Origin of the sequence: Desulfosporosinus sp. FKA (assembly GCF_002196785.1) — a bacterium.
GTDB classification, from domain to species: Bacteria; Bacillota; Desulfitobacteriia; order Desulfitobacteriales; family Desulfitobacteriaceae; genus Desulfosporosinus; species Desulfosporosinus acididurans.
The window spans coordinates 1-23,764 of sequence record NZ_NAHZ01000022.1; the positions used below are offsets into that span (position 1 = coordinate 1).

Below are 23,764 nucleotides of genomic sequence, written 5' to 3' on the forward strand. Positions count from 1 at the left end.
TCGGTAGATACCCTCAAAGAAACTACCAAATTTTTCACGAGAGAGTCGCTTTTAAGTTTATATCAGGGGGGTCAATTTTGAGTAAAAAAATTTAGAAAAAGGGGTCAAATTTCATTGACAATCAACACGCCGTATGTTTAGAAACGTCATGTACGACATCAGACAAGGAAAAAGGTGAAGAAGGGATACTTCGAACTTTATAGCTTCATATCGGTTGCTAAACGAAGTGTTCAAAATTAATAGTCAAAAAACTTATGACTGTAGATGCTTAATAATAATTGACATATGTTCAAAAATAATTATAATGGAAAATGAATAGGGCATATGCCAATAACTAAAAGGAGGTAAATACGATGCCAGGAAGAGATGGGTCTGGTCCAATGGGACGTGGATCAACGAAGGGAAGAGGCTTCAATGTTCGTTCTGAAGGTAATGTACGTCGAAGGGGAGCTGGTTTAGGTCAGGGACAGGGTCAATGTCAGGGTCAGGTGCAAGGTCAAGAAAGGGGTTACAGACGAGGTTTTGGAAGAACACTTCTGACAGATCCTTCCGCAACAAAAACACAATAAGAATTGTTTGAAGAGAAAAATTACTTGAAAGTAACCTTAATTTAAAAGCGAAACTTGTTAGCTTCTAATCAGTAATAAAGCAGCAGGAATCCCCTGCTACTTTATTACTGATTAAAAAGCTGACATGACAAATAGAGAAGGACATCTGCTTGCCGGATCTATACCAAACCCTGGACATAAGCCTGGTTTTTTACCAAATTTCTTAAACGATATGGGAGTTAACGTTGTGATTGCCGGGGGCATGGGTGGCAGCGCCGTCAGCATCTTCAACGATAAAGGTATCGAGGTTATTACAGGTGCATAAGGAATCGCTGAAACCGCTGCAAAAAGCTATTTGCAGGGTGTGCTTAAATCTACGGGCGCTGTATGTCACGAACATCAGCATCATGATGAATGTGGTAATTAAATGAGGAATCGGTGCTGATAAAATATTATACTTTTAGTTGACTTAACGGTAACCATATTAGTTTATAGTTACCGTTCTTTTTAGATTTCACACACTATTACGATTAATAACACGTGCTAATTTCGGTAAAAAGCGTATAGACGATGATTATCTGGTACAAACACAATTGCCCTGCGAATATTAATTAAATGTCGGAGGCGACTGTATGATGGGAGAACCAATAAGAGTTAAAAGTTTAGATCCAACCTTACGTGTTGAAGTGGCAGCATTATTGAATGGCTATGATTTTTCTAATTGTCTTACCTGTGGTATGTGTACAGCTGGTTGTATTTATAGTAATCTACATGCGGATCAAGATCCCCGTAAATTTATACGAAAAGTTGTCTTGGGTATGCGAGAAGAAGCGTTTTAGGCGTTTCCGGTTTCTTTTTGTACAATTAATATGACATAATGATGTCATATACTCGTGCTATGATATATGTAGGTGATGAAGTATGCAAATTAATCGACTGCTTGAAATCATATACATTCTTTTTGATAAGAAAGTAGCAACAGCTAAGGAATTAGCAGAGCATTTTGAAGTATCGCAAAGGACAATATATAGGGACGTGGATGCATTAAGTGCAGCAAGCATACCCATTTATGCAAACAAAGGGAAAGGGGGAGGCATTAGTCTTCTCGATAACTTTGTGATTAAAAAATCAATACTTTCTAAAAAGGAACAGACTGATATTTTAGCCTCTTTGCAGGGGATGAAAGCTTTAAATGTTCTCGATGTAGAGCCAGTTCTAAAAAAATTAGCAGCAATGTTTGATGCGAATTGTTCCAGTTGGATAGATGTTGATTTTTCTCATTGGGGTAGTTGTTCGGATGATAAGGAAAAATTCAATCTGCTTAAAGTAGCTATTATAAACAAAAATCGCGTAGAATTTGACTACTACAGTTCTTTTGGAGAAAAGACAGAAAGAAGCCTTGAACCTTTGAAACTTATATTTAAAGGCCAGGCTTGGTATGCTTATGGTTTTTGTACGGTTAAGAGTGACTATAGAATATTCAAAGTAACTCGGATAAAAAACCTTGCCATATTAGATGAAAAATTCACAAGAAATGTACCTGAAGATATCTGGAAGGAATCTAACGAAGTTACTAACAAAATTATTACGCTTGTCATGAGAATTGAAAAGAGCATGGCTTATAGGGTATATGATGAATTTGGACAGGACGCAATAACAAAAAACGCAGATGGAAGCTTTATAATAAGAACAAATTTACCGGAGAACGAGTGGGTATATGGGTATATACTGTCATTTGGCGATTATGGAGAGGTTTTAGAGCCGGTGCATGTCAAGAAAATCATTAAAAAGAAACTTGAAAACAGCCTAAAAAAATATTCATAATATGACATATAGTTGTCAAGTTCAGAGTAATATACTGATTTCATATACAATATGAAAAGGGGTATATGAAAATGAATTACGAATTAGTACTATTGGAAGCAAAAAAGGTAGCAGGATTTAAAATCAGAACCGGCAACAGTGATCCAAACATGAGTAGCAGTATTGGCATAGCTTGGCAGAGGTTTTTTGCAGAGGGGATATATCATTCCATACCTCATAAGAAAAATGATAAAAGCTTAGGCCTTTATACGAATTATGAAAATGGTGTCAGCGGGGCATATGATGTAATGATTTGTTGTGAAGTGGAAGATACAGTAAGCCTACCTGAGAATGTACAATCAGAAATCATTACTTCAGGGAAATACGCAAGATTTGTTATACATGGACATGTGCAAAAAGCAGTGGAGGAATTTTGGACGAAGCTTTGGTCTATGGACCTAGATAGAAAATACTCCTGTGATTTTGAAGAGTATCAAGGCGGGGGTGATATGGAGAACGCCGAAATACATATTTATATATCTTTGAATTAGAGGACCAAGGGAAAAAATGGCTTCAAGTAAAATGACGAATTTTTTTGAGGAAAAAGGTTTGTAGATGGAATTTATTAATGCGAAAACAATAATATCGGGGTATTCGGAAAACAACTCTTGGTTTGGCAATAACTATAACATGAATATCTATAAGGGTTGCAGTCATGGCTGCATTTACTGTGACAGCAGAAGTGAGTGCTACCGAGTCGATAATTTTGATAGGGTAAGAGCAAAGGAAAATGCTCTTGCCATATTAGAAAGTGAGCTTAAATCAAAGCGCAAAAAGGGAGTTGTTGGAACAGGAGCCATGAGTGATCCATACAATCCATTTGAAAAAGAATATAAACTTACAAGAAGCGCTTTAGAACTTATTAATCGCTATGGGTTTGGCGTATCAATTGCCACAAAAAGTGATTTACTCATTAGGGACATTGACATTTTAAAAGAAATCTCAAAACACTCTCCGGTACTGATAAAAATTACAGTTACAGCGGCTGATGATGCCTTGTGTAAGAAAATTGAACCACGTGTAGCTCTATCATCGCAAAGATTTGAAGCGATTAAAAAGCTTTCTGCCGAAGGTATTTTTACTGGAATATTAATGATGCCCATACTTCCATTTATAGAAGATACTGAGGACAATGTTGGCCAGATTATAGAATTTGCTCAAAGAAGTGGAGCAAAATTTATTTATCCTGCTTTCGGTGTAACTTTAAGACAAAATCAAAGGGATTGGTATTATGAAAAACTGGATGAACTGTTTCCTTCAGCTAAAGAGAACTATATAAAAATTTATGGAAATGCGTATGAATGTCGTTCTCTTAAGACAACGGAGTTGTGGAGTTTATTTCAGGATAAATGTAATAAGTATGGGATTCTTTATAAAATGAAAGATATAATAAAGGAATATAGGAAGCCTTACCAAACGGCACAGCTTTCATTATTTGATAATATTGAAAATGGCAGGTAGTTTTAGGCGATATCAATGTGTATTTTTTCAGATTGAGAGCTTGAAGGTTAATTTTGTTAGGAAGGTTGAGTTGTGAGAATACATTTAAAAGGTATATAGACTATTTCGGAATAGTTGCCGAGTCAGTTTGTTGGACTTGCACAGAATTAAATTGGACATTTTTTGTTCATACAGCTAAAGCCCCCAACTCTCATTTAGTTCTCAACTAAAACGGTGGGGGCTTTTACTATGACTTCTAATTATTACAAGAAGGTTTTAATTCTTATATTTATCGACTATATTTGACATCGAAGGAAGGAATTATGAAAATAATGTTGAAATATAAGAGACGTTATAAACAAATCGCTAATTCATAACTACATCGCAGCAGTTTTCAGAAACAGAGAGGAAGCCGGTAGTATGTTGAAACGACCAAAACTTAACCGAAGTATCTTAGCCTTAATTATTGTATCGGTCTTAGTCGCCCTGGGGGTTGGCACAATAAACATTTATAAAACCGAAGACAACAGCAAACAAAGTATGGACCTTTATACAAAAACTCTTAATGAAAGTTATGATCAAAATATTCGCTTTGTCACTCAACAAGCTATTAGTACCTTGAATGGCATTTATACTCAAGAGCAGCAAGGAAAACTCACGGAAGCGCAGGCCAAACAGTTAGCGGTAACCGTTATGACAAAGATTCGTTACGGAGATACTAATCAAGGCTATTTTTGGGGAGATACGATTGACGGCCTTTGCGTTTTTCATGGAACAAATCAATCTTTAATAGGGACTAATCGTAATAATGCCCAAGATTCCAAAGGCAATTACTATATTCAGGAGATCCGAAAAGCCGCTGTCGCCGGCGGAGGTTATATCAATTTTTGGTTTCCCAAAGCTGATCCTAACGATAAAACTCAATATCCTAAACGTGGCTATGCCTTGGAGTTTAAGCCCTGGCAATGGATTATTGGCACAGGAAATTATGTGGATGATATCCAAAGGACAATAGTCCAGCGTCAAGCAGCAGTTGATCAGGAAAATCGAGTATCAATTGCTTATACGATTACAGGAATGTTGTTAGTAATACTTGTTTCCGTGGGCTTTTCTTTACTCGTAAACCGGAGGCTAACGAAACAGCTTGAGCCCATGGCAGAAACTGCGATTGAAGTTGCTAAGGGAAACCTTAATGTTCCGGAAATTAAAGCGGAAGGCGACGATGCCATTGGGCATTTGGGTAAGTCTTTGAACACTATGGCAAAACAATTACGAGACCTTGTGCAACGAGTTAGTTTATCATCAGAACAAGTTGCTTCGACATCAAACGAACTGAGTAGTGGAGCAGAACAATCCGCTCAGGCGTCTAACCAAATCACCATGGCAATAACTGAGGTTTTCCATGGAACAGAGAAGCAGCTTGCAACCGTTGAAAATTCCAGAAATGTTGTTACCACTATTATGGATGGCATCAAAAAAATGCTATCTTCTTCGCAAGGCGTGGTGAGCACATCGGAAAAAGCCGCAGAAGCTGCTCTCCAGGGAAGTAAGGCGATTGAGCAAACGATCGAACAGATGAATATTATTGAAAAAATAGTGGGTGTCTCTGCAGAAGTGATCCAAGAACTGGGCGACGAATCGAAAGAGATCAGCCAGATTGTTGATATGATATCGAATATTGCCTCACAAACCAATTTACTGGCACTAAATGCCGCAATTGAAGCGGCACAGGCAGGGGAACAAGGCAGAGGTTTTGCGGTAGTTGCCGATGAAGTAAGAAAATTGGCTGAACAATCCGGTCAAGCCGTCCAGCAAATTGCAGACTTAATTTCATCAGTTCAAAGTAACACTCAAAAAGCGGTAACAACTATGGGGCAAGGGACCAAAGAAGTGTCCATTGGTATGGATGTCGTAAGAAGTGCGGGTCAAACCTTCAATGAAATCAGTGAACTAGTGAATTCAACGTTACTCGAAATACGGGGAATTTCTGAAGAAATAAAGCATACAGCGTCTGGAAGCAATCAAATTGTCGATGCAATTCAAGAGTTGGATGAGGCAAGCCTAATTATCGTGAATCAAACACAGACTGTTTCTGCATCAACTCAAGAGCAGGCCGCTTCCATAGAAGAAATTGCAACGGGGAGCAAAGTGCTTTCTGATATGGCCCAAGAACTAAAAGCTGCTACAGAGATGTTTCAATTGGCTTAATATTAGCTAATTTCATTTTTGGAGTGTTTGACATTGAGGCTATCGATGCCAAGACAGCTGAACTTCAGCAAGAATTGATGAATACGGTTCGGAATAATCAGGAATTAAGGCGATGGACGAAATGGGGGGATATGTCGGCAAGGAACTAGGGGAAATTTAGATCAATTCAAGAATTTTGTGGAGGGAGATCATAATCACGGAATAGCTTTCCATACAAAATAGTGGAAAGCAGTTGCAGGCTTCCGGCTATAAAAAAAGGGAGCGTAAGGATATCTATATCTAACATATAACCTGACAGAGTAGGTCCAACTGCAGAAGCTAGACGCACTGCCAGAGAGTTCATGCTTACAGAAAATCCTCGTCGCTCATCTCGTGTCAAACTGCTACTGAGAGCAGATCTCGCCCCTTGTGTACCCCGACTTAAAGCAGAGCGAATAATATACATGCTGGAGGCTAACCAATAAAATGGCATGAGTGGCAGTATCAAAATTAGTACTATGCCCGCTAAGCGAAACCATACAACAGATCTTACCAAGCCAAACCGTTGAGATATTATGCCAGTCACAACTGAGGACCCGCCAGCGAAGACAAACGAAAGTGCAAGGGTCAATCCAATCTCAGAGGAGGAAACGCCAAATCTTGTTGCAAACCAGTAAGAGATCATTGGACCTATAAAACCAGCGGCAAGGCCATTAAACAGATTGACCACTGCTAATTTTGCTATGCTTTTATTTTCTTGCCGTCGAATTGTTCGTTCCTTAGATAGTGACAAAGAAGATGAACGTAGAGCCTTTTCCTCTACGTTCGCATCTTTACGACATGGCCCAATTCCAGACGGAGCGGTAGCTACAACAATCATAGATGCGATAGCAGAGAGAAACATGAGGAAAAAAAGAGGATAGAAGCTCGATGCTCCAGGAAATGCTCTGTTCCAAAGGCTCGTTGCACCAGCAAGTAGGGAGCCTGCTGCCATTCCAAAATAGCCAAGTGCGGTATTTGTGCTAAAAACACGAGCCCGTAAGTGCAGTGGAACACAAGAGGCCATCCAAGCCTGTTCAGCAGGTGTAAATGGTCCTGCCGCACCATTCTGACCTCTGCCTAAGCCTGTAATTAGAATTATGACGGTTAGAAAAATAGGGTTGGAAGTCATAATCATCACTAATGTGGCCAAAGCCACCAAAGTTTCATAGAACAGAAGAAAGGGTTTTCGTCCTAGCTTGTCACTTATAATGCCAACAAGTAGAATTAATCCTGCTCCCGTGATGCCTGCAGCAGAAAGGACGCCGCCGATCGCAGTTGCGGACCAATTCAAATCTCGTAAGTAAAGGGTTAAATCAACAATGGCAATTCCTTGGCTAATGCTTCTTAACGTTCTTGCAATTTGTAAATGGAGTATGACTCTGTCTGAGCTAGTTCTCATCCTTTCTCCACCTCTATTTTTGGTAATTATTTTCAATTGCTACAAATGAAAGATAATCGAATGCCATAATTTATCTGGAAGATTGACTATTTTCTACTTCAGTAGACAAGCGCCTCTTTGGGACGAAATCCCAAAAAGGCGCTTACTTGTTAAGTTTGCTGAAAAGTTGCGCTTTTACCCTAAGGAATCGATCCAAGCGTCAACCGTAAGCACATCCGCCTGGCGGGGGAACACTTTCTCTGTAAGAATACGGTGAACTTCTGGGTCAGCATCTAGGCATGCATCTGAAAGCACCTTAAGCGCATAGTCTTTATCTGCAGCTTCTCGCAATGTTGATAGAACGACACCACTTGTTGCAATTCCACTTAGGATTAACGTTTCAATTTGACGAGATCGGAGAACGACTTCGAGGTTGCTGCCTGCAAATGCGCTAACTCTATACTTCGTAACGATAGGTTCGTCTGTTTTCGGCTTGACGGATTCGTGAATTTGAGTTGCAATGTCTGAAACAGTCATTCCACTAGATTTGGAAATTGCTGAGAACGCTTTGTTTTGAGGATTAATTTCGGGATAACCTTTGCTAAATGCAACTCGAACAAAAATGACAGGAATAGAGTGTCGGCGAGCGGCTTCGACGGCTCTTTGGATCGAAAGCACTCCTTTCTCGTGTTCTGCAAAACGCGATACGATACCGTTTTGCATATCCATGACCAACAGGGCAGTCTTGTTATGATTGGTTTGCAATGTGTTTTACAACTCCTTTTCTCAAGTTAAAATAACAGGGGAATTCTCCACATATTATAACTGGAGAGCTCTCCACATGTCAACAATGTATATTAAAATAAATTATAGGATCTCAAGGGGGCCTTGAGGCAGTGAATGTTGGTTTAGAAAACTGTTAGGAGCTAAGAATCGCCAGACTGTTCCATATTTTGTGGACGGTCTGGCTTCTTTGCTTTTCCTGGGCAGAATGATAACTTTAACGTCAATATCTGGCTGTACTAATGTCCTAAGGCGATTTTCATTTTACTAAAATATCTTTATCGAACTTGATGATTAAAAAATGTATTGAGATGAACTTCCTTCAAACCTGCGCGAAGTTTTGATTACTATTGAAATTTCAGAAGCTGCCAAGTATTTTGTAAAGTTTATCCATATTTATGGGACAGCACTTCGATGTCAAGCATAAACTGGGAGTAGAAAGTGGTTTAAGGTGGCTAAAGTACCTTTATTTATCAAAATTAGGTAGATAAAGGGGGAAATGTCATCAAGCCAAATTCATTATCATTATTAAGAAAGGAAGAGATTTTATGCCTTCTGACCCTAATCCTGCTTTTATCACAACTGCAAGTTTAGTACAATGTGCTCCACTGGCAGTTACTCAAACAGCTCCCGGCACAATATATGTTACAGTATCGATTCCGGCAGAATCAGTAATTACCCTGCCAACGCCAGCGCTTGAAATCAAGAGAGTCTCTAAAATGTTGAAAATAACCCAATGTCGGTTTTTTAATCCCATTCCGCCAATAGCTGCTGGTAAACCGGCCGATACTGCTAAGTTGTTCCTCGGAGGCTTTGTCCGTAAAGATATTCAGTATACGGAAGTGACAGCAGGCACCCCAACGCCTACGACAGTGGCTGGTACTATCAGAGATTTTGTCATAGATATTCCGGTTTCCTGTGTGGCAAACCTTGGCACTGGGTTTGCCTTACCACCTCAAAATTTTGATCAAGAACAAATATACGAGTATTTTAATAGCTCATCACTACCGTCAGGGTTTTCACCTAAAGACAAACTGCTATCAGGTGACCTTTCGGAATTTAACGTTGTAAGCAACAAGTTCCTAAATGTTCTTCCGACATGTGAATTGGTTTATAGTCAAATCAACGAAATGGATGATGCCCTCAACCGTGTACCACTAGCAGGAGGTCCTTTTGAAGAAGGTACTTTCACAACATTACAAGAAAAAATGGTTGTCGTCGCGCAAGTGAAAGTAACATTTCCCACGGTAATTGATCCGTGAAACTCATAGGACTATCGCCCAATAATACGATTGGAATTTTTCACACCTTAGCACTACCAGAAAATAGGTGAATCATAATTGGCCCCGGAGAATAATTCTCTTCGGGGCACAAAACACACCTGTTCAATTAAACTATAGTACGTGATTTGTTTGTGCCAGTTGTAACGGGGGATAAAGTACGAGTTTTTAGGGAGGAAATAAGATATTATGTGTGAGTGTTATTCTTCAATCGTGAAGATCCCAAAACCTTATTCTATTCCTGCTCAGGCCTTTAATTCTAATGATCTGACAAGTTCGTCTCTTATTGAACCGGTTGACCAACCTCAGTCTAATCCATCCTTTCCAATAACTGCAACTCTACCGGTATATAGACCAATGGCAGTCACACAAACCGGAAATACTGTGTTTGTTACAGTATCAATTCCAGCTGAGTCGTCCATTACTTTACCTGAACAAGCCTTGCAAATTAAAAAAGTTTCAAAAGATCTCAAAATAACTCAGTGTCGGTTCTTTAATGCAATTCCTGCGATTGTCGCTGGTAAGCCGGCTGATACACCAAAGCTGTTCCTAGGTGGATTTGTGAGAAAAGATATTCAATATGCGAATGTGACAAAGCTATCAGCTTCGACCGTTGAAGGCCAAATTAAAGATTTTGTTGTTGATATCCCAATTTTGGGTGTGATTGACCTCGGGAATCACCTGAATGTGCCGTCTGTGTTATTTGATGATCAACAAGTATATCAGTATTTGAAGACTCTTCCGCTTCCTTCTGGGTTTGCCGGAAAAGATAGGCTTATGGCAGGTGATATGTCAGAATTTAATGTTATGAGCAACAAATTTATGAATAAATTGCCCGCTTGTGAACTAATCTATAGCCAAATTAATGAAATGGATGACGCAGTCGATAGGGTTCCATTACATGGAGGGCCTTTCGAAGAAGGCATCTTCACAACCCTACAGGAAAAAATGGTCATTGTGATACAAGTAATCTTAACCTTCGAACCTGTGGTCGATCCCTGTCGTCATTAAGACACCACGTTTAGATAAAGTCACAAGCAAAAGATAGACTAAGATTTCTTGAATTATTGTAAGATGGCCCCGGGGAGAAACACAATTCCGGGGTCTTCGCGTGATAAGCAAAAATCCTAACAATTTTATTTCGGTAAATCTCCAGGATGCAAAACGCCGCCAGTATTGTACACTTTCCACTCTGAGTTGATTTTTATTAAGTTGAAGAAGTAGTAATTCTTGTTAGTAGTTGGATACCACAGCATAATATGTTCCGGTCCGTCTTGTCTTTTCTCTGCGAATTTATCATTTAAAAGTATAGAATCGTATTCGGGAATTAAAGTTTTTGAATTGGCCATGAAATCAACATATTGTTCAAATGATTTCCAAAAGGTTCGGTAAGCAGGTGACATGCAATCCCATGCGACGCTGTATTTTCCAGTCCTCTGCGCTTCATAAAACTTAAAGGCTACGAATTCTGGCTCTTGAACTTTTTGTGTAGACTTAGGCTGTATTTGATTGTTCGGAACAAAGTAGGGCGATGAGCATCCAACTTGCCCTAGCAGTATTAGTATTACTAATAGAACAGTTAACCCTTTTTTCACGCTATTCCCCCCTTGAGAGGATGATGTTAAATTATATGAACATTATTTAAGTATAGTCTAGTAAATATAGCAACAATAACCCACGAACGAAAATAGGGATAGGATGATGGCTGATTAATTAGCTTATCTCAGTCCACGAATAAAAAAATAGTTCCTGCTTGTTCAATTTTTCTCTAAAAAAAGAGGGGTTTAGCCCCTCACCTTTAGCATATCTAGTACCATCCGTAGGAATATGGGTTATAAGCATAGGGATAGGCTGATGGATAATAGAGGGGTCTTGTCATTGTAGCCCCTATTCCCAAACCCAGAGCAAAAGGAAGAAATCCAAAACCAAGCATGTGATCAACTCCTTCAATAAGAACGAACTGGCTATCACCAATTAAGATGATAGCCCTCAAATAGTGTTTATTAGAAAATAACGCCTAAAGCGATAAGAATTAAAATAGCGATGGCAATAATTCCGGCACCGATGCAGCTTCCTCCGCCACCAACTGGAGCACAACATGCTCCGCCCATGCCATATCCACCATAGCCCATTCCATAGCCCATTCCGTACATCGATTTTCCTCCTTCCTTAATTAAAATACGATACCCATTGCAATAAGCAGAAGAATAATTACGACAACTATACCGATTCCAGCTCCATAACCAAAGCCTGTTCCACCAGCACCACCAACGCCACCGAATGCCATTTGCATTTCCTCCTTTTTTTAAGAGATAGTATATAATATGTTAGAGATGGATTAATTGGAACAATATGGAAATGCGAAAGTATAAAATAAAGAGTTGTTTGGTTCATGATATATCGTAGGCAGTGTGAGAGAGCGGGGTCCTTACAACGTAGATTCCGTTTATGTCAGTATTATGCGGAATCACAATTCCGTTTGTCAATAACCAATTATTCAAGTAAACTTAGAAAAGAAAGGGGGGACCTTAATGCAAAAGAAGGAGAACTCTATGAACCAGTCGGCCAATAACCAACAGGCAAATGCGGATAATTTTGCCAATAATTCAAAATCATTGCGGGCCGATGCCAAACAAAACAGAGAGCAGATACTGGAAGCGGCTCATAAGAGTTTTGCCCAAAAAGGGCTTTCAATTCCAATTAGTGAAATTGCGAGCCAAGCGGGTGTAGGTATCGGTACATTATATCGTCATTTTCCGACCAAAGAAGCATTGTTTGAGGCGGTAAATATCAGTTATAAGCAGCAGCTTACAAAAAAGGCCAAGTCTCTAGCGAATCATGCCGATCCTGGTAAGGCTTTTTTTGATTTTTTTTCATCTATTATAAAAGATGGTTTTACCAATAGAGCATTGAAAGAGGCATTTAAAAGTGGTGCCTTTAATACGCAGGCAGCAAATTTCGGTGTGATTCAAGATTTTCACTCAGCATATGCAACGCTTCTTATTAGGGCTCAGCAAGCGAAAGCGGTACGGGAAGATATCGATGTGCAGGATTTAGGCACTCTTTTGATTGGTCTTCTGCTGGCGATAGAACAGCAAGGAGATGCAACTGATATTAACCGATTTCATAGATTGCTATCCATTGCCATCGAGGGCCTTCGTTATAAGGATACGTTTAATGAATCAAAGTGAGTAATGATAAGACGCTGAAACAGCGTCTTTTAACAATCGGAAATAATCAGCAGGTTAATCGAGGTGGGAGTTTATGGGATACAATGTTGAGGATATCATTGAGAAAACCATAAAAATTGCGGTGAGAAGAAGAGCAATATATGAAAATATCAGACAGGATAAGAGTGACATTGTATCTGTAAAAATATTTTCAAGTGTTTTAGCAAAACAAATGGATAAAACTGTTGAATATTATGAATCATTGTTAAATGAAATAAAGGAAGTAGAATTTGAGGAAATTGATTTTTCAACTTACGATAAAATGTCATCATTAATAAGTAACTTCAATACTAGAATAAATCTAATCGATATTTCTAGTGGTAGGGAGTTCTTAGAGTTTTCATTTAGCTTAGAAAAGGCTGTATATTCATTGTTAGTTGATATACAAGGTAGATTAGTGAAAAATACAGATGACATTCACACAAAAACATACGAAATATTATCTGATATTATTGAGACTAAGGCCAGGCAAATTGAAATGATTGAAAGAATGTTGTGACTCAAGAATTGGGTTCCCGTTTTCCAGTTGCAGCCTGGGGATGTGATGGTTACACCATCGACCGACCCGGGCTGGATGCATTTAATATAGGGCTATTATTGGTTAGCTTTGGGATTAACCTATCACTCTTGAGTAAACTATCTTATAGTATTATAATCTAAAATCAATCTAACTCATGCCACAGCTTAGGAGATGATTGCATGTTTAAGATTATGGTAGTGGAAGATGATCCCAAAATAAGGGACATAGTCATAGAAAATATAAAAAAGTGGAACTTTCAAGGGTTAAGCGTGAATAATTTTAATGATGTATTAAATACATTTCTGGAGTATGAACCTGACCTTGTGCTTATGGATATAAACCTCCCCGCCTATGACGGATTTTATTGGTGCACCAGGATAAGAGAAGTTTCCAAGGTACCTATAATTTTCATATCCTCAAGAAACACTAATATGGACATAATAATGGCCATAAATATGGGCGGGGACGATTTTATCCAAAAACCTTTTTCCCTCGATGTCCTGGTAGCAAAGATAACGGCTATTTTAAGAAGGACCTATTCTTATGCAAATGTAGAGTCAAATGTGCTGGAATATAAAGGTGCTGTGCTAAACTTGAAGGATTGCAACCTTATGTATCATGATAAAAAAACTGACCTCACCAAAAATGAATTCAAAATATTGTATGTACTCATCAAAAACAACAGTCAGGTCGTCAGCAGAGACAAGATAATGGAAGCTCTCTGGGAAGATGAAAGTTTCGTAGACGACAACACATTGACCGTAAATATAAACAGGTTGAGGAAGAAATTGTCTGATCTGGGTTTGACGGATTTTATTCAGACCAAGAAGGGACAAGGATACATAATTCAATGAGGATAAAGGAATATTTAGCAGACAGAATCAAGCTTTTTATTTTTTACATAGTCCTCATGGGTGTTATATCTGCTGTAATGTACTTGAATGGAGCAATAAAAATTGGCCTTGGAAATATAATATATATCAATTCCCTAGGCCTGACTCTCTTCCTTTTGTATCTTTTGTACGAATACCTTCCTTTGAAAAAATATTACGGTAGTATAAGCTGTCTATCAAAGTATAAAGCAACTGAGATTATCAATAATTTGCCCAAAGCCAAAAGCCATGAGCAGACTTTATGGACTGAACTGCTGATAAGGATAGATAAAGAACATGGGCAGAGGTTTCAAAAATTCAAAGAGGAAAAACGGGAGAGCTCAGAGTTTGTAACCACATGGGTCCATGAAGTGAAAACCCCTATTGCCGTAAGCAGGCTTTTAATTGAAAACAGCCGAGATAAGTTTGACAGTGAAACCTTGCGCAGTATAGAAGAAGAAGTTGACAAAATAGACAACTTCGTAGAGAAGGCCCTATACTACTCCAAAATAGATGATTTCTCAAAGGATTACTTTGTTACAGAAAACAACATTGAACAAATAGTAAAGGAAGTCGTTAAAAAGAATGCTAAAACTTTTATTAATAAGAGGATAACTATAAAGTTAATGAACCTGGATGTTAGCATCTCCACTGATAAAAAGTGGCTGATGTTTTTAATCGACCAGGTTTTAGCCAATGCTTTAAAATATACGGATGAAGGCGGAAAAATAATCGTAAGCACTGAAACGAACAGCAAGGAAGATGTTTTGATTATAGAAGATAATGGAATAGGTATAAAAGAAGAAGATATGAAGCGGGTTTTTGACAGGGGTTTTACGGGATATAACGGGAGAAATGAATATAAATCTACAGGAATGGGGCTGTATCTGGCTAAAAAACTGGCTGCCAAACTGGGCCATGACATAACTGTAGAATCGGTTTACGGTAAATACACCAGGGTGAAGATCCGCTTTCCTAAGCTTATGGATTATTTCAATGTTACATAAATGTAAGTTTATAATCTTTTTTTGTAAGTTGAAAAAATGGATAGCTACTCAAGGATTAGATAAGATAAGGTTAAAGCTTAATTATAAGTTTTAACCTTATTTTTATCCGATGTCACTTGATGCAGACATCTAATAGGAAAATATCAGGAGGCGATACTATGGACATCGTGTTGGATGTAAAAGCCCTGAGTAAAGTATATGGTTCAAAAGGAAATATATATACTGCCCTTGATCATATCGATTTGCAAATTGAAGCAGGAGAATTTGTCGGTATCATGGGGCCTTCCGGAGCAGGAAAAACAACCCTTTTAAATGTAATATCAACCATAGACAAACCCACTTCCGGAACCATTACTGTTGGCGGTGAAAATATAGAGGCTATGAACGAAAATAAATTAGCCTCTTTTCGCAGGAATAAACTTGGATTTATATTTCAGGAGTTTAACTTGCTGGATACTCTGTCTTTGAAGGAAAATATTATACTTCCTTTAACACTTGCCAAAATGAGGCCGGCATTAATTGATAAAAAGGCAGCAGAGATATGTGAGATCCTTGGTATATCTGAAATCCTGAGCAAATATCCATATGAAGTATCAGGAGGGCAAAAACAGAGGGCAGCTGCTGCCAGGGCTATAATTACCGAACCGGCATTAATACTGGCCGACGAACCAACAGGGGCCCTGGATTCAAAATCTTCGCAGGAGCTCCTTCAATGCCTTTCGGAAATAAATAAAAGCAAGAATGCCACGATCATGCTTGTGACTCATGATGCCTTTGCGGCCAGTTATTGCCATAGAATACTTTTTATCAAAGATGGTAAATTCTTTGCTGAGCTGGTTAAAGGGAATAACTCCCGAAGAGAATTCTTTCCCAAAATATTGGACGTATTGGCTGCAATCGGCGGGAAGAATAACGATATGATTTAAGTATTTTTAAAACATGGCCTGTGGCCTACTTTGTTTCTTAAAGAAGTTCTATGGAAGGAGTCTTAAATGAAAAAGATCACTTTTATAAGCTTATTATTAATTGTGTGCTTAAGTTTAGCCGGCTGTGGTCTATATAATGATAAGTCTGTCAATGGGAACAGTACAATTAAAGGCGAACTAACTCAAAAAGGGACCTTCGCAGATTTAAAGGTCATGCCTCAATTTAAAGTCAAAGATATCAATGACCATGAAGTTACCAACGATATATTTAAAGATAAAAAACTCACTATGATAAACATTTGGGGAACCTTTTGCAGTCCATGTATCGATGAAATGCCGGCACTCCAGGAACTATACAGTAAATATAAGGCGCAAGGTTTTAACCTGGTAGGTGTTGTTTCCGACGGCGATATGGATGAGGTACAGGCCTTGCAAATCTTAAAAAAATTGAAAATAGGTTATGTGAATTTAATACCGAATAAGAAGTTCTCTAGTGATTTTGTGGGCAAAACGATGATTGTTCCGGTTTCAGTATTTGTAAACAGCCAGGGTGAAATTCTGGAAACTGTGGCAGGTTCGAAAAGCAAAGAGGACTATCAAAAAATAATTGAAACAGAGCTTCAACAAGTCAGGTAGGTACAGCCAGTGCAGCACAGGATTAGAGCAGCCTTAATCGTCGGAGGAATATTGTTCATTTGTGTCGGAATATATCGGGGAGAAGTTCAAATTGTATTAATAAAAGCAATAAATATATGCCTGGAGTGCATCGGAATTGGCTAAGTTCAAAAGAAAATTGGTCCAGTTTATGTTGCTTATAAGTACCAATGGGTACTTTAAGGGATTTTTAGATGGCAGCATCTACAGGGGGGAATTGAAAAGTGTCTGTGTGCCAGGGCTTAACTGTTATTCCTGTCCTGGAGCCTTCGGGGCCTGTCCCATCGGCTCATTGCAGGCTGTCGCCTCCGATCTAAGCTATAGGTTTTCCTTCTATTTAGCAGGTTTTTTAACCCTCATGGGCATAACTATGGGAAGGTTTGTCTGCGGATGGCTCTGTCCCTTCGGATATATACAAGAGCTGCTGCATAAAATTCCTTCACCAAAATTCAAGGTTGGTAAACGGTTTCAAAATCTAAAATACCTAAAGTATATAATACTTTTGGTCTTCGTAATTTTACTTCCTATGTTTTGGGTCAATGCTCTGGGAATGGGAAGTCCAACCTTCTGCAAATATATATGCCCTGCTGGGACTCTTGAAGGGGGAATCCCTCTTACGTTACTGGACACCACATTAAGATCAGCCGCAGGTTTTTTATTTGCCTGGAAGGTATGCCTTCTTATAGTTACCATATTGGCATCGATAATCATCTTTAGGCCATTTTGCAGATTTGTATGCCCCCTTGGAGCCATATATTCTCTTTTTAACCCCATAAGCATTTATCGATTTAAAATAGACAAGAATAAATGTACAAGCTGCGGCATTTGTATTGGGAAATGTAAAGTGGGTGTAGAGGTTTATAAAAAGCCAAACAGTCCGGAGTGTATAAGATGCGGCGAATGCAAGTCTTCCTGCCCGCAGGGCGCTATTAAGGTATTAATAAACATGAAAGATGAAAAATAGTTAAGTTTCAAAATACAAATCTTTGGAGGATAAAAATGTTAATTTCATTAGCTCGGAGAAATGTAAAAAACAACTTTGAAAACTATTTTATTTACTTTTCATCGATTGTATTTAACGTATTAATATATTTTGCCTTTGAAAGTATAAGCTTTAATAAACAAATTTCAGCATTGCTGCAAAGTAACGCGACAATCCTTTCAATATTTAGGGGCGCGTCTCTGATCATTGCCATATTTTCTGCTGTGCAGATGCTATATTCTAGTTCTTATTTTATTAGGAAGAGGAAAAAGGAAGTAGGCCTCTATTCCTTATTAGGGTTAAAAAAGAGACAGGTAGGGGCCCTCTTGTTCTTCGAGAATATCATTACAGGAAGCCTTGCGCTGATTGTAGGTATATTGCTGGGAGGGTTATTTTCCAAACTGTTTATGATGGCCCTAGTTAAATTTATGGGAGTGAATATGGACATATCCTTTTCCATAAGCGTTAATGCTGTTCTAAATACGGCCATTGTTTTTGGAATACTATTTCTGCTGGTTTCGATAAACGCCTATGCCATCATTTATAGATTCAGGCTTATTGAGCTGTTTAAAGCCGAAAATAAAGGAGAGAAACAGCAAAAGTCGTCGTCCTTTCTGGCAGTTCTGTCATTAGTCTTATTCATAATAGAGGTCTGCGCTGTAAGGAATGTTACTGATTCCTCTACATTTACAAGGAATATGCCTATTGTTCTCATAAGCTCCATAGCAGGTACTTTTCTTTTCTTCAGATGGTTTTTGACAATGATCATAAAGTTCCTGAAAAATAAGAAGAGGTTATACTATAAGGGAAGCAACCTGATAAGCATATCCCACATACTGTTCAGAATAAGGTCTAACAGCCGGAATCTGTCTGTAATTGCTTTGCTTAATGCCGTGGTTATTACGTCGATCGGTTTTGGGTACGCTTTCCATTATAACGTCGAGAAACTTGATAAATTGCAAATGCCCTTCTCATTTTACTATGAAAGTAATAATTTATCCTTGGACAAATCAATTGAAGCGTTGCTGAAAAAGCATCCGGAAAATAAGCTTATCGCCTCAGAGGAAGCAGAACTTGTGAAAGTAAAGGCTGACCTGTCGGGGATTTCCAGTAGGGACCAAAGTATTTATTTGATATCACAAAGTAAAGTCGAAGAGCTTGATAAATTCAGAGGGCTAAGAAATGAATTCAACCTTACTTCTCTATCTGAAGGAGTACTATTTAAACCTGGCACTGAGCCGGACAGCGCTTATAAAGACAAGACCATTAAAATTTCCAATCATAAGCTGAACAGTTCTATTAAAATAGCAGACAGGAAGAATTATGCCCCCATGGACGTTTCCGATGACCACACACTAGTTTTGATGGTACCGGACGAAGTTTACAAAGAATATTATAATAAAGCAGATGTCGTTAGAATTAAAGGCTATGTGATAGAGAATCAAAGAAACAGTAAATCATTGATGAAAGATATTGTAAGAATTATTCCCGACGATGTGGATTTTACCTATGAAGCACAAAATCTGGGCGTTCTAGCCATTTCATCTGTAATATCGTTTATAGGTATTTTCATTGGGCTGGTGTTTTTGGGTGCCACAGTAAGCATCATTTACTTCAAGCAGCTTACGGAAGCTAATGATGATAAGGAAAGATATGGCATGCTGAAAAAGATCGGTGTAGGATCTAGCGAAATAAAAAAATCAATACGCAAACAGGTGTTTATAGCGTTTGCCTTGCCCTTGCTTATTGGAATGTTTCACAGCCTGACAGCCTTTGCCTTTTTCAGCAGCATTGCGCCTGCAATGAATGTGGTTCTGCCTGCGCTTGTGACGATGATTGTTTATAGTTTAATTTACACTGTCTATTATTTCCTGACTGTAAACTCATATCTGAAAATAATTGGATGAATTGCCTAAGGGATGTGTCAAACGGTGTCGGAAAAGTTAGTTCCGAAAGTTTGGGCGTGGAAAATACCATTTGAAGAGGTGGATGACTTGAGTTCCTTGTTTGTCATGCTATTGCTGTTGCTGTGGCTTATTCCGATACTTGGATTGTTTTGGCTTTGGAAGGATGCGTCATCTAAAAGAGGGAGCCATATTGGGTGCCTTTGGGTACTTATTGTATTTGCTCTAGGTCCTATAGGCTTTATAGCGTACCTCATTGTAAGGAATTCAGATTGACGGAAATTCATAAAATTATTGGGCCATCAACAGTTATGTAAATTGTTTCGCAGCCAATATATAACGAAATTAAGGTAAATGTCGCATGAGTTTGGCACTTGTCTCAATTCGGTTCAATCCCTATGATTTAAACCAAATCCTAGTGCGTTATTAATCCGAAATATTGTTGACGAGGACACAAAAAATCAATATAATGTTGCTGAAACGCTTATGGGTGGGGGAACAAACCATGAACAAAAAAGAACAGATTATGAAGGATTTCAGAGACTTATTTAACAAGATAATGTGGCTTGATAGCTTTAAGATGAAAATCAGCCTTAAGAATTATAATCCTTCTGAAATACATTGTATTGAATATATTGGACAAAATGCAGATTCCAACGTGACAAAACTTGCGGAGTACTTTTATATGACAAGAAGTGCCATAAGCAAATTAACTAAGAAGCTCATAGAAAAAGGACTGCTCGAAAGCTACCAGAAGCCAGATAACAAGAAGGAAATCTACTTTAGACTTACTGAACAGGGAAAAGCAATTAACAAAGTCCATGAGAAATTGCACGAAGAATCTCAAGAACGTGATAAGGCTGTATTCGAGAAGGTAACCGAGGAACAATTTGACATTATGCTTAGTTTCGCGGAAAAGTATAATAGGCATTTGGATGCAGAAATAGAGAAACTGGGTGTAGATATTACATCTGGATTTATGGTGGGTATTTGGATGCAGAAATAAAAAAACCGGATGCAGATATTTCGTTAGGGACTATGATAGACTTTAATTTTACCTAACTCATTTTGAAGAGCTCTATGAAATGGGAAATTATATAAATAAATGCTTAGTATTGAGAATGGGCTGCTTTGTGACTGTTTTGTTGACAAGGACTCAAAATTGCGCTACAATTTTTTGTGTCCTAAGACTCAAAGATATCTCAAGAGGAGATTTTACTTGAGTTTACAATGTACAGAACAAACTTTAGACAAAACAGACAGGCAAGGAGCAAAAAATATGAATATCATTGGAATTATCGCAAGTCAGCGTAAAGAAGGCAATACCGCCTTTATCGTAAACAAAATACTCGAAGGTGTGAAGGAACAGGGTGCCGAAACGAGTATCTTTGGTTTCGCCAATCTTGATATCAAACCGTGCCGAGGTTGTTGGGGCTGCCACAAGAGTGATCGGGGGTGTGTTATCAAAGATGACATGCAGAAAATTTATGACGCGCTTGAGCATGCAGATGCCATTGTTTTAGGTTTGCCGATTTACATGGGACAGATGAGCGCCCAAGGAAAGATATTCACCGACAGGCTGTTTGCACGATTTTCTCCGAGGTTCTCCCCGTTCTTCAAAGAAAATGCCGTGAAACAAAAGCTGATCCTTTCGTTTAATCAGGGCAATCCTGATGCCGACTTGTTTAAAACGTATATTGATTATACAAAGCAAATGTTTGAAATGCTGGAATTCGATGTGAAAGAGGTACCTGTCGTAACCGGCTTGCGAAATGGGCCGGCACACGAAAGAGAAGATCTGCGTACGTGCCTAAAGGAATTTGGTTCAGCATTGGTGGTATATCCATAGTCACAATAATAACTATATTTTTCGTATAGTATGAATGGTATGTGCTGATAAGAAGACAGAAGTGGAAAACAGTTTCAAACTGCAATTCACTTCTGTTTTAATTTCCTATTCCCTAGACCCTGATTAAAATGTTCAGGGTCCTTATTCATGAGAAATTCACAACTTGTTCATGAGATAGTCGTATCCAAGGGTTACACTAAGAACATAGAAAAGCAGATAAATATTGCGAAAATAAAATATAGGGGGAATAACAATGAAAAAGTTAACGAAGAAACTTACAGCAATCGTAGGGGCCGCAACTTTGGCAGTAGGGCTTATGGCTTTACCGGCTTTGGCAGGAACGACTCAGGGACAGGACAATGGCTGGTTTGGTCAAATGCAAAACTATATGCAGCAAACATTCACCGGTTCATCTTCCGTACCCGGCTCACCAAATGTTCCAACGTCAAGTTCGGGTAGTGTAAATTCACCTTATAGATATGGAATGATGGGTGCTTACAATGGTTCAACCAGCTATGGTGGATATGGAATGATGGGCGGTTACAACGATTCAAGTAACTACGGTGGATACGGAATGATGGGTAGTTACAACGGCTCAAATAGCTATGGTGGTCGTGGCATGATGGGTGCTTGGTAATAGGAACATCATGGCAGTTAGCGAAGGTTACAAAGAATATGTAGTAGACCAATGTTCTATAATTTTGATTGACGCCAGGAAGCGTCTTTTTTTGTTTTTTGTGAAGGAAATGCGTTGAAAAGCGTTGAATTATAGATAAATCTTTGGTATAAAAGAAAAATTATGTATGTTCAGATCGTAGTCTCTAAAGCCAATCAATAGAAAAACTGTCGAACTATTATTTCGAACTATTAAATGAATGAGGGGCAAAAATGAAGAACGATCAAGAACTTCAATCAGAGCAACTTAAAAGATATAAGTATATTATTGAGAATATAAAAGATGTCATTTGGGAAATGAATATGGACTTTGTCTTTACTTTTGTAAGTCCAAATGTTCATGATATGTTGGGTTATGAGGTTGAAGAAATAGTGGGACGCAAAATGCCTGACTTTTTGATAGAAGAGTCTAGGAATTATTTCTTCAATGAATCAACGCCACGTACAAAACGCCGAATTGACGGGGATACTGAAGGGATATTTTTATATGATGTTCAATTCATTTGTAAGAATGGATTGGTCAAATGGGTCCAAGTATCAGCTAAACCGATGTTTGGCGCCAAAAAATTTATGGGCTATATAGGTTCAACCCGAGACATTACTGAAACGAAAGAATATGAAAGTCAGTTAAAAGAATATATTGAGGAACTTAGGACACTAAATTCAAAGCTTGAAAAAATGGCTACCCTAGATGTTTTGACAGGAGCATATAATAGGAGAAAATTTGATGACGACCTAAATGCATTAATTGTAGAAAAGGAAAAGCACGGTATCATATTTTCTTTGATATTCTTTGATCTAGATCATTTTAAAACTATCAATGACTGCTATGGACATAAAACTGGTGATATAGTTCTACGGCAAATTTCTGAATTGGTATTAAAGAATATAAGGACGACCGATCGTTTATTCCGCTGGGGAGGAGAAGAATTTATTATACTTTTAAATGGATCAAATTTCAAAAATGCTAAAAAGGTTGCCGGAAAACTATGGCGAATTATACAAAACCACGATTTCGGAATTAGCCGAAAAATTACAATTAGTATGGGTGTTGGAGAGTATAAACTGGGCGAAACAACTGACCAAATAATAATTAGGTTGGATACAGCATTATTGAAAGCCAAGTCTGAAGGGAGAAACCGTGTTATATCTTGTTGACAGCAATTTTAATACCAAGTTATTTCATCAACCATAATACACTTCATTAAATTCGAACACATAAGACGATGAGCGATGCAGAGCGTTGCTTGACAACTTCATTTATAACTATACCATTGGGCATTTTGGGTAACGCTCTGAACATAGGTTACACATTAGAAAATTGAATAAAGAAAATAATGTTTTTCTATAGACCTGGAGTATTTAGAGAGTTAAGATTTATCTAAGTAATCTAAGTAGAGGAAACATTATAATTAAATTTGTGAATGTACGTACAATATCAAGTTTAGGTTTGCGTACTGAAACAAAAATAAGAGGGATCGAGCCGAAATAATCGGTTGAAATAGCTAAAATGAAGGTGGAGGTTAACTATGAGCTGCCAATGTCGAGAGTGTAGAGGAAAATCCTGTGTATGTATGCTCTGTTCTCAAATGAAAAATTGTGGATATGCAATGTTGGATGATTG

At 38.3% G+C, this 23,764-nt stretch carries 25 protein-coding genes and 2 pseudogenes; 22 read left to right on the forward strand and 5 right to left on the reverse strand.

The features are described 5' to 3' along the window. Positions 1-353 precede the first annotated feature (353 nt). From B5771_RS06230 to B5771_RS06260, 7 genes and pseudogenes are all read left to right on the forward strand, one after another. The gene (locus B5771_RS06230; RefSeq protein ID WP_088186759.1) at positions 354-569 is read left to right on the forward strand and encodes a DUF5320 family protein; all 216 of its coding nucleotides are present in this window, start codon (positions 354-356) and stop codon (positions 567-569) included. Positions 570-729: 160 nt separating this feature from the next. Further along, positions 730-975: pseudogene (locus tag B5771_RS06235) on the forward strand (NifB/NifX family molybdenum-iron cluster-binding protein); the annotation flags it as partial. Between the two features lie 208 nt (positions 976-1,183). Continuing rightward, positions 1,184-1,381: pseudogene (locus B5771_RS06240) on the forward strand (4Fe-4S dicluster domain-containing protein); the annotation flags it as partial. Between the two features lie 88 nt (positions 1,382-1,469). Next, a complete protein-coding gene (locus tag B5771_RS06245; RefSeq protein ID WP_088186760.1) occupies positions 1,470-2,372 on the forward strand; it encodes a YafY family protein in 903 nt (300 codons plus the stop codon). 71 nt (positions 2,373-2,443) lie between these two features. Continuing rightward, complete coding sequence (locus tag B5771_RS06250) at positions 2,444-2,902, forward strand: GyrI-like domain-containing protein (protein ID WP_088186761.1); 459 nt, start codon at positions 2,444-2,446, stop codon at positions 2,900-2,902. A gap of 64 nt (positions 2,903-2,966) precedes the next feature. Further along, positions 2,967-3,872, forward strand: a complete 906-nt coding sequence (locus B5771_RS06255; RefSeq protein ID WP_088186762.1) for a radical SAM protein — start codon at positions 2,967-2,969, stop codon at positions 3,870-3,872. A 399-nt stretch (positions 3,873-4,271) separates the two neighbouring features. After that, positions 4,272-6,059 (forward strand): methyl-accepting chemotaxis protein, encoded by a 1,788-nt coding sequence (locus B5771_RS06260; RefSeq protein WP_088186763.1) that lies wholly within the window; start codon positions 4,272-4,274, stop codon positions 6,057-6,059. A 166-nt stretch (positions 6,060-6,225) separates the two neighbouring features. Here the strand turns inward: B5771_RS06260 and B5771_RS06265 are convergent, their stop codons facing one another. Further along, a complete protein-coding gene (locus tag B5771_RS06265; protein ID WP_088186764.1) occupies positions 6,226-7,479 on the reverse strand; it encodes an MFS transporter in 1,254 nt (417 codons plus the stop codon). A gap of 174 nt (positions 7,480-7,653) precedes the next feature. Next, positions 7,654-8,223 carry a cysteine hydrolase gene (locus tag B5771_RS06270; protein WP_088186765.1) on the reverse strand — a complete coding sequence of 190 codons (570 nt, stop codon included), beginning with the start codon at positions 8,221-8,223 and terminating at the stop codon, positions 7,654-7,656. Positions 8,224-8,789: 566 nt separating this feature from the next. Here B5771_RS06270 and B5771_RS06275 point away from each other — a divergent pair. Together B5771_RS06275 and B5771_RS06280 are read left to right on the forward strand one after the other, a co-directional pair. After that, entirely contained in the window at positions 8,790-9,503 is a 714-nt protein-coding gene (locus B5771_RS06275; protein ID WP_088186766.1) for a CsxC family protein, read from the forward strand. A gap of 207 nt (positions 9,504-9,710) precedes the next feature. After that, complete coding sequence (locus B5771_RS06280; RefSeq protein WP_088186767.1) at positions 9,711-10,532, forward strand: CsxC family protein; 822 nt, start codon at positions 9,711-9,713, stop codon at positions 10,530-10,532. 125 nt (positions 10,533-10,657) lie between these two features. Here B5771_RS06280 and B5771_RS06285 read toward each other — a convergent pair whose 3' ends face one another. The 3 genes from B5771_RS06285 to B5771_RS24200 form a co-directional block, all read right to left on the reverse strand. Beyond that, the gene (locus B5771_RS06285; protein WP_088186768.1) at positions 10,658-11,116 is read right to left on the reverse strand and encodes a hypothetical protein; all 459 of its coding nucleotides are present in this window, start codon (positions 11,114-11,116) and stop codon (positions 10,658-10,660) included. A 212-nt stretch (positions 11,117-11,328) separates the two neighbouring features. After that, entirely contained in the window at positions 11,329-11,454 is a 126-nt protein-coding gene (locus B5771_RS25050) for a hypothetical protein (RefSeq protein ID WP_282433325.1), read from the reverse strand. Positions 11,455-11,524: 70 nt separating this feature from the next. Next, positions 11,525-11,674, reverse strand: a complete 150-nt coding sequence (locus tag B5771_RS24200) for a hypothetical protein (protein ID WP_047810665.1) — start codon at positions 11,672-11,674, stop codon at positions 11,525-11,527. 378 nt (positions 11,675-12,052) lie between these two features. On the opposite strand from B5771_RS24200, the gene B5771_RS06290 reads away from it, so the two are divergent. From B5771_RS06290 to B5771_RS06355, 13 genes are all read left to right on the forward strand, one after another. Further along, positions 12,053-12,712: a TetR/AcrR family transcriptional regulator gene (locus B5771_RS06290; RefSeq protein WP_088186769.1), complete on the forward strand. Its 660-nt coding sequence runs from the start codon at positions 12,053-12,055 to the stop codon at positions 12,710-12,712. Positions 12,713-12,785: 73 nt separating this feature from the next. Then, positions 12,786-13,250, forward strand: a complete 465-nt coding sequence (locus tag B5771_RS06295) for a hypothetical protein (protein ID WP_047810669.1) — start codon at positions 12,786-12,788, stop codon at positions 13,248-13,250. A gap of 200 nt (positions 13,251-13,450) precedes the next feature. Next, the gene (locus B5771_RS06300) at positions 13,451-14,125 is read left to right on the forward strand and encodes a response regulator transcription factor (protein ID WP_088186770.1); all 675 of its coding nucleotides are present in this window, start codon (positions 13,451-13,453) and stop codon (positions 14,123-14,125) included. Beyond that, complete coding sequence (locus B5771_RS06305) at positions 14,122-15,150, forward strand: sensor histidine kinase (protein ID WP_088186771.1); 1,029 nt, start codon at positions 14,122-14,124, stop codon at positions 15,148-15,150. Before B5771_RS06300 ends, B5771_RS06305 begins: the two co-directional genes overlap by 4 nt. 158 nt (positions 15,151-15,308) lie before the next feature. After that, positions 15,309-16,076 (forward strand): ABC transporter ATP-binding protein, encoded by a 768-nt coding sequence (locus tag B5771_RS06310; RefSeq protein ID WP_088186772.1) that lies wholly within the window; start codon positions 15,309-15,311, stop codon positions 16,074-16,076. Between the two features lie 66 nt (positions 16,077-16,142). Next, the gene (locus tag B5771_RS06315; protein ID WP_088186773.1) at positions 16,143-16,712 is read left to right on the forward strand and encodes a TlpA disulfide reductase family protein; all 570 of its coding nucleotides are present in this window, start codon (positions 16,143-16,145) and stop codon (positions 16,710-16,712) included. 9 nt (positions 16,713-16,721) lie between these two features. Continuing rightward, positions 16,722-16,856 (forward strand): CD1871A family CXXC motif-containing protein, encoded by a 135-nt coding sequence (locus B5771_RS24710; protein ID WP_088186774.1) that lies wholly within the window; start codon positions 16,722-16,724, stop codon positions 16,854-16,856. Between the two features lie 25 nt (positions 16,857-16,881). After that, positions 16,882-17,694 (forward strand): 4Fe-4S binding protein, encoded by an 813-nt coding sequence (locus B5771_RS06325; RefSeq protein WP_088186845.1) that lies wholly within the window; start codon positions 16,882-16,884, stop codon positions 17,692-17,694. 35 nt (positions 17,695-17,729) lie between these two features. After that, positions 17,730-19,619: an ABC transporter permease gene (locus tag B5771_RS06330; protein ID WP_088186775.1), complete on the forward strand. Its 1,890-nt coding sequence runs from the start codon at positions 17,730-17,732 to the stop codon at positions 19,617-19,619. Positions 19,620-20,121: 502 nt separating this feature from the next. Next, on the forward strand, positions 20,122-20,622 hold the full coding sequence (locus tag B5771_RS06340; RefSeq protein WP_088186777.1) for a MarR family transcriptional regulator: 501 nt from the start codon (positions 20,122-20,124) through the stop codon (positions 20,620-20,622). 273 nt (positions 20,623-20,895) lie between these two features. Next, the gene (locus B5771_RS06345) at positions 20,896-21,465 is read left to right on the forward strand and encodes a flavodoxin family protein (RefSeq protein ID WP_088186846.1); all 570 of its coding nucleotides are present in this window, start codon (positions 20,896-20,898) and stop codon (positions 21,463-21,465) included. A 253-nt stretch (positions 21,466-21,718) separates the two neighbouring features. After that, positions 21,719-22,102 carry a hypothetical protein gene (locus tag B5771_RS06350; protein ID WP_088186778.1) on the forward strand — a complete coding sequence of 128 codons (384 nt, stop codon included), beginning with the start codon at positions 21,719-21,721 and terminating at the stop codon, positions 22,100-22,102. Positions 22,103-22,353: 251 nt separating this feature from the next. Continuing rightward, entirely contained in the window at positions 22,354-23,298 is a 945-nt protein-coding gene (locus B5771_RS06355; RefSeq protein WP_088186779.1) for a sensor domain-containing diguanylate cyclase, read from the forward strand. Positions 23,299-23,764: the final 466 nt, after the last annotated feature.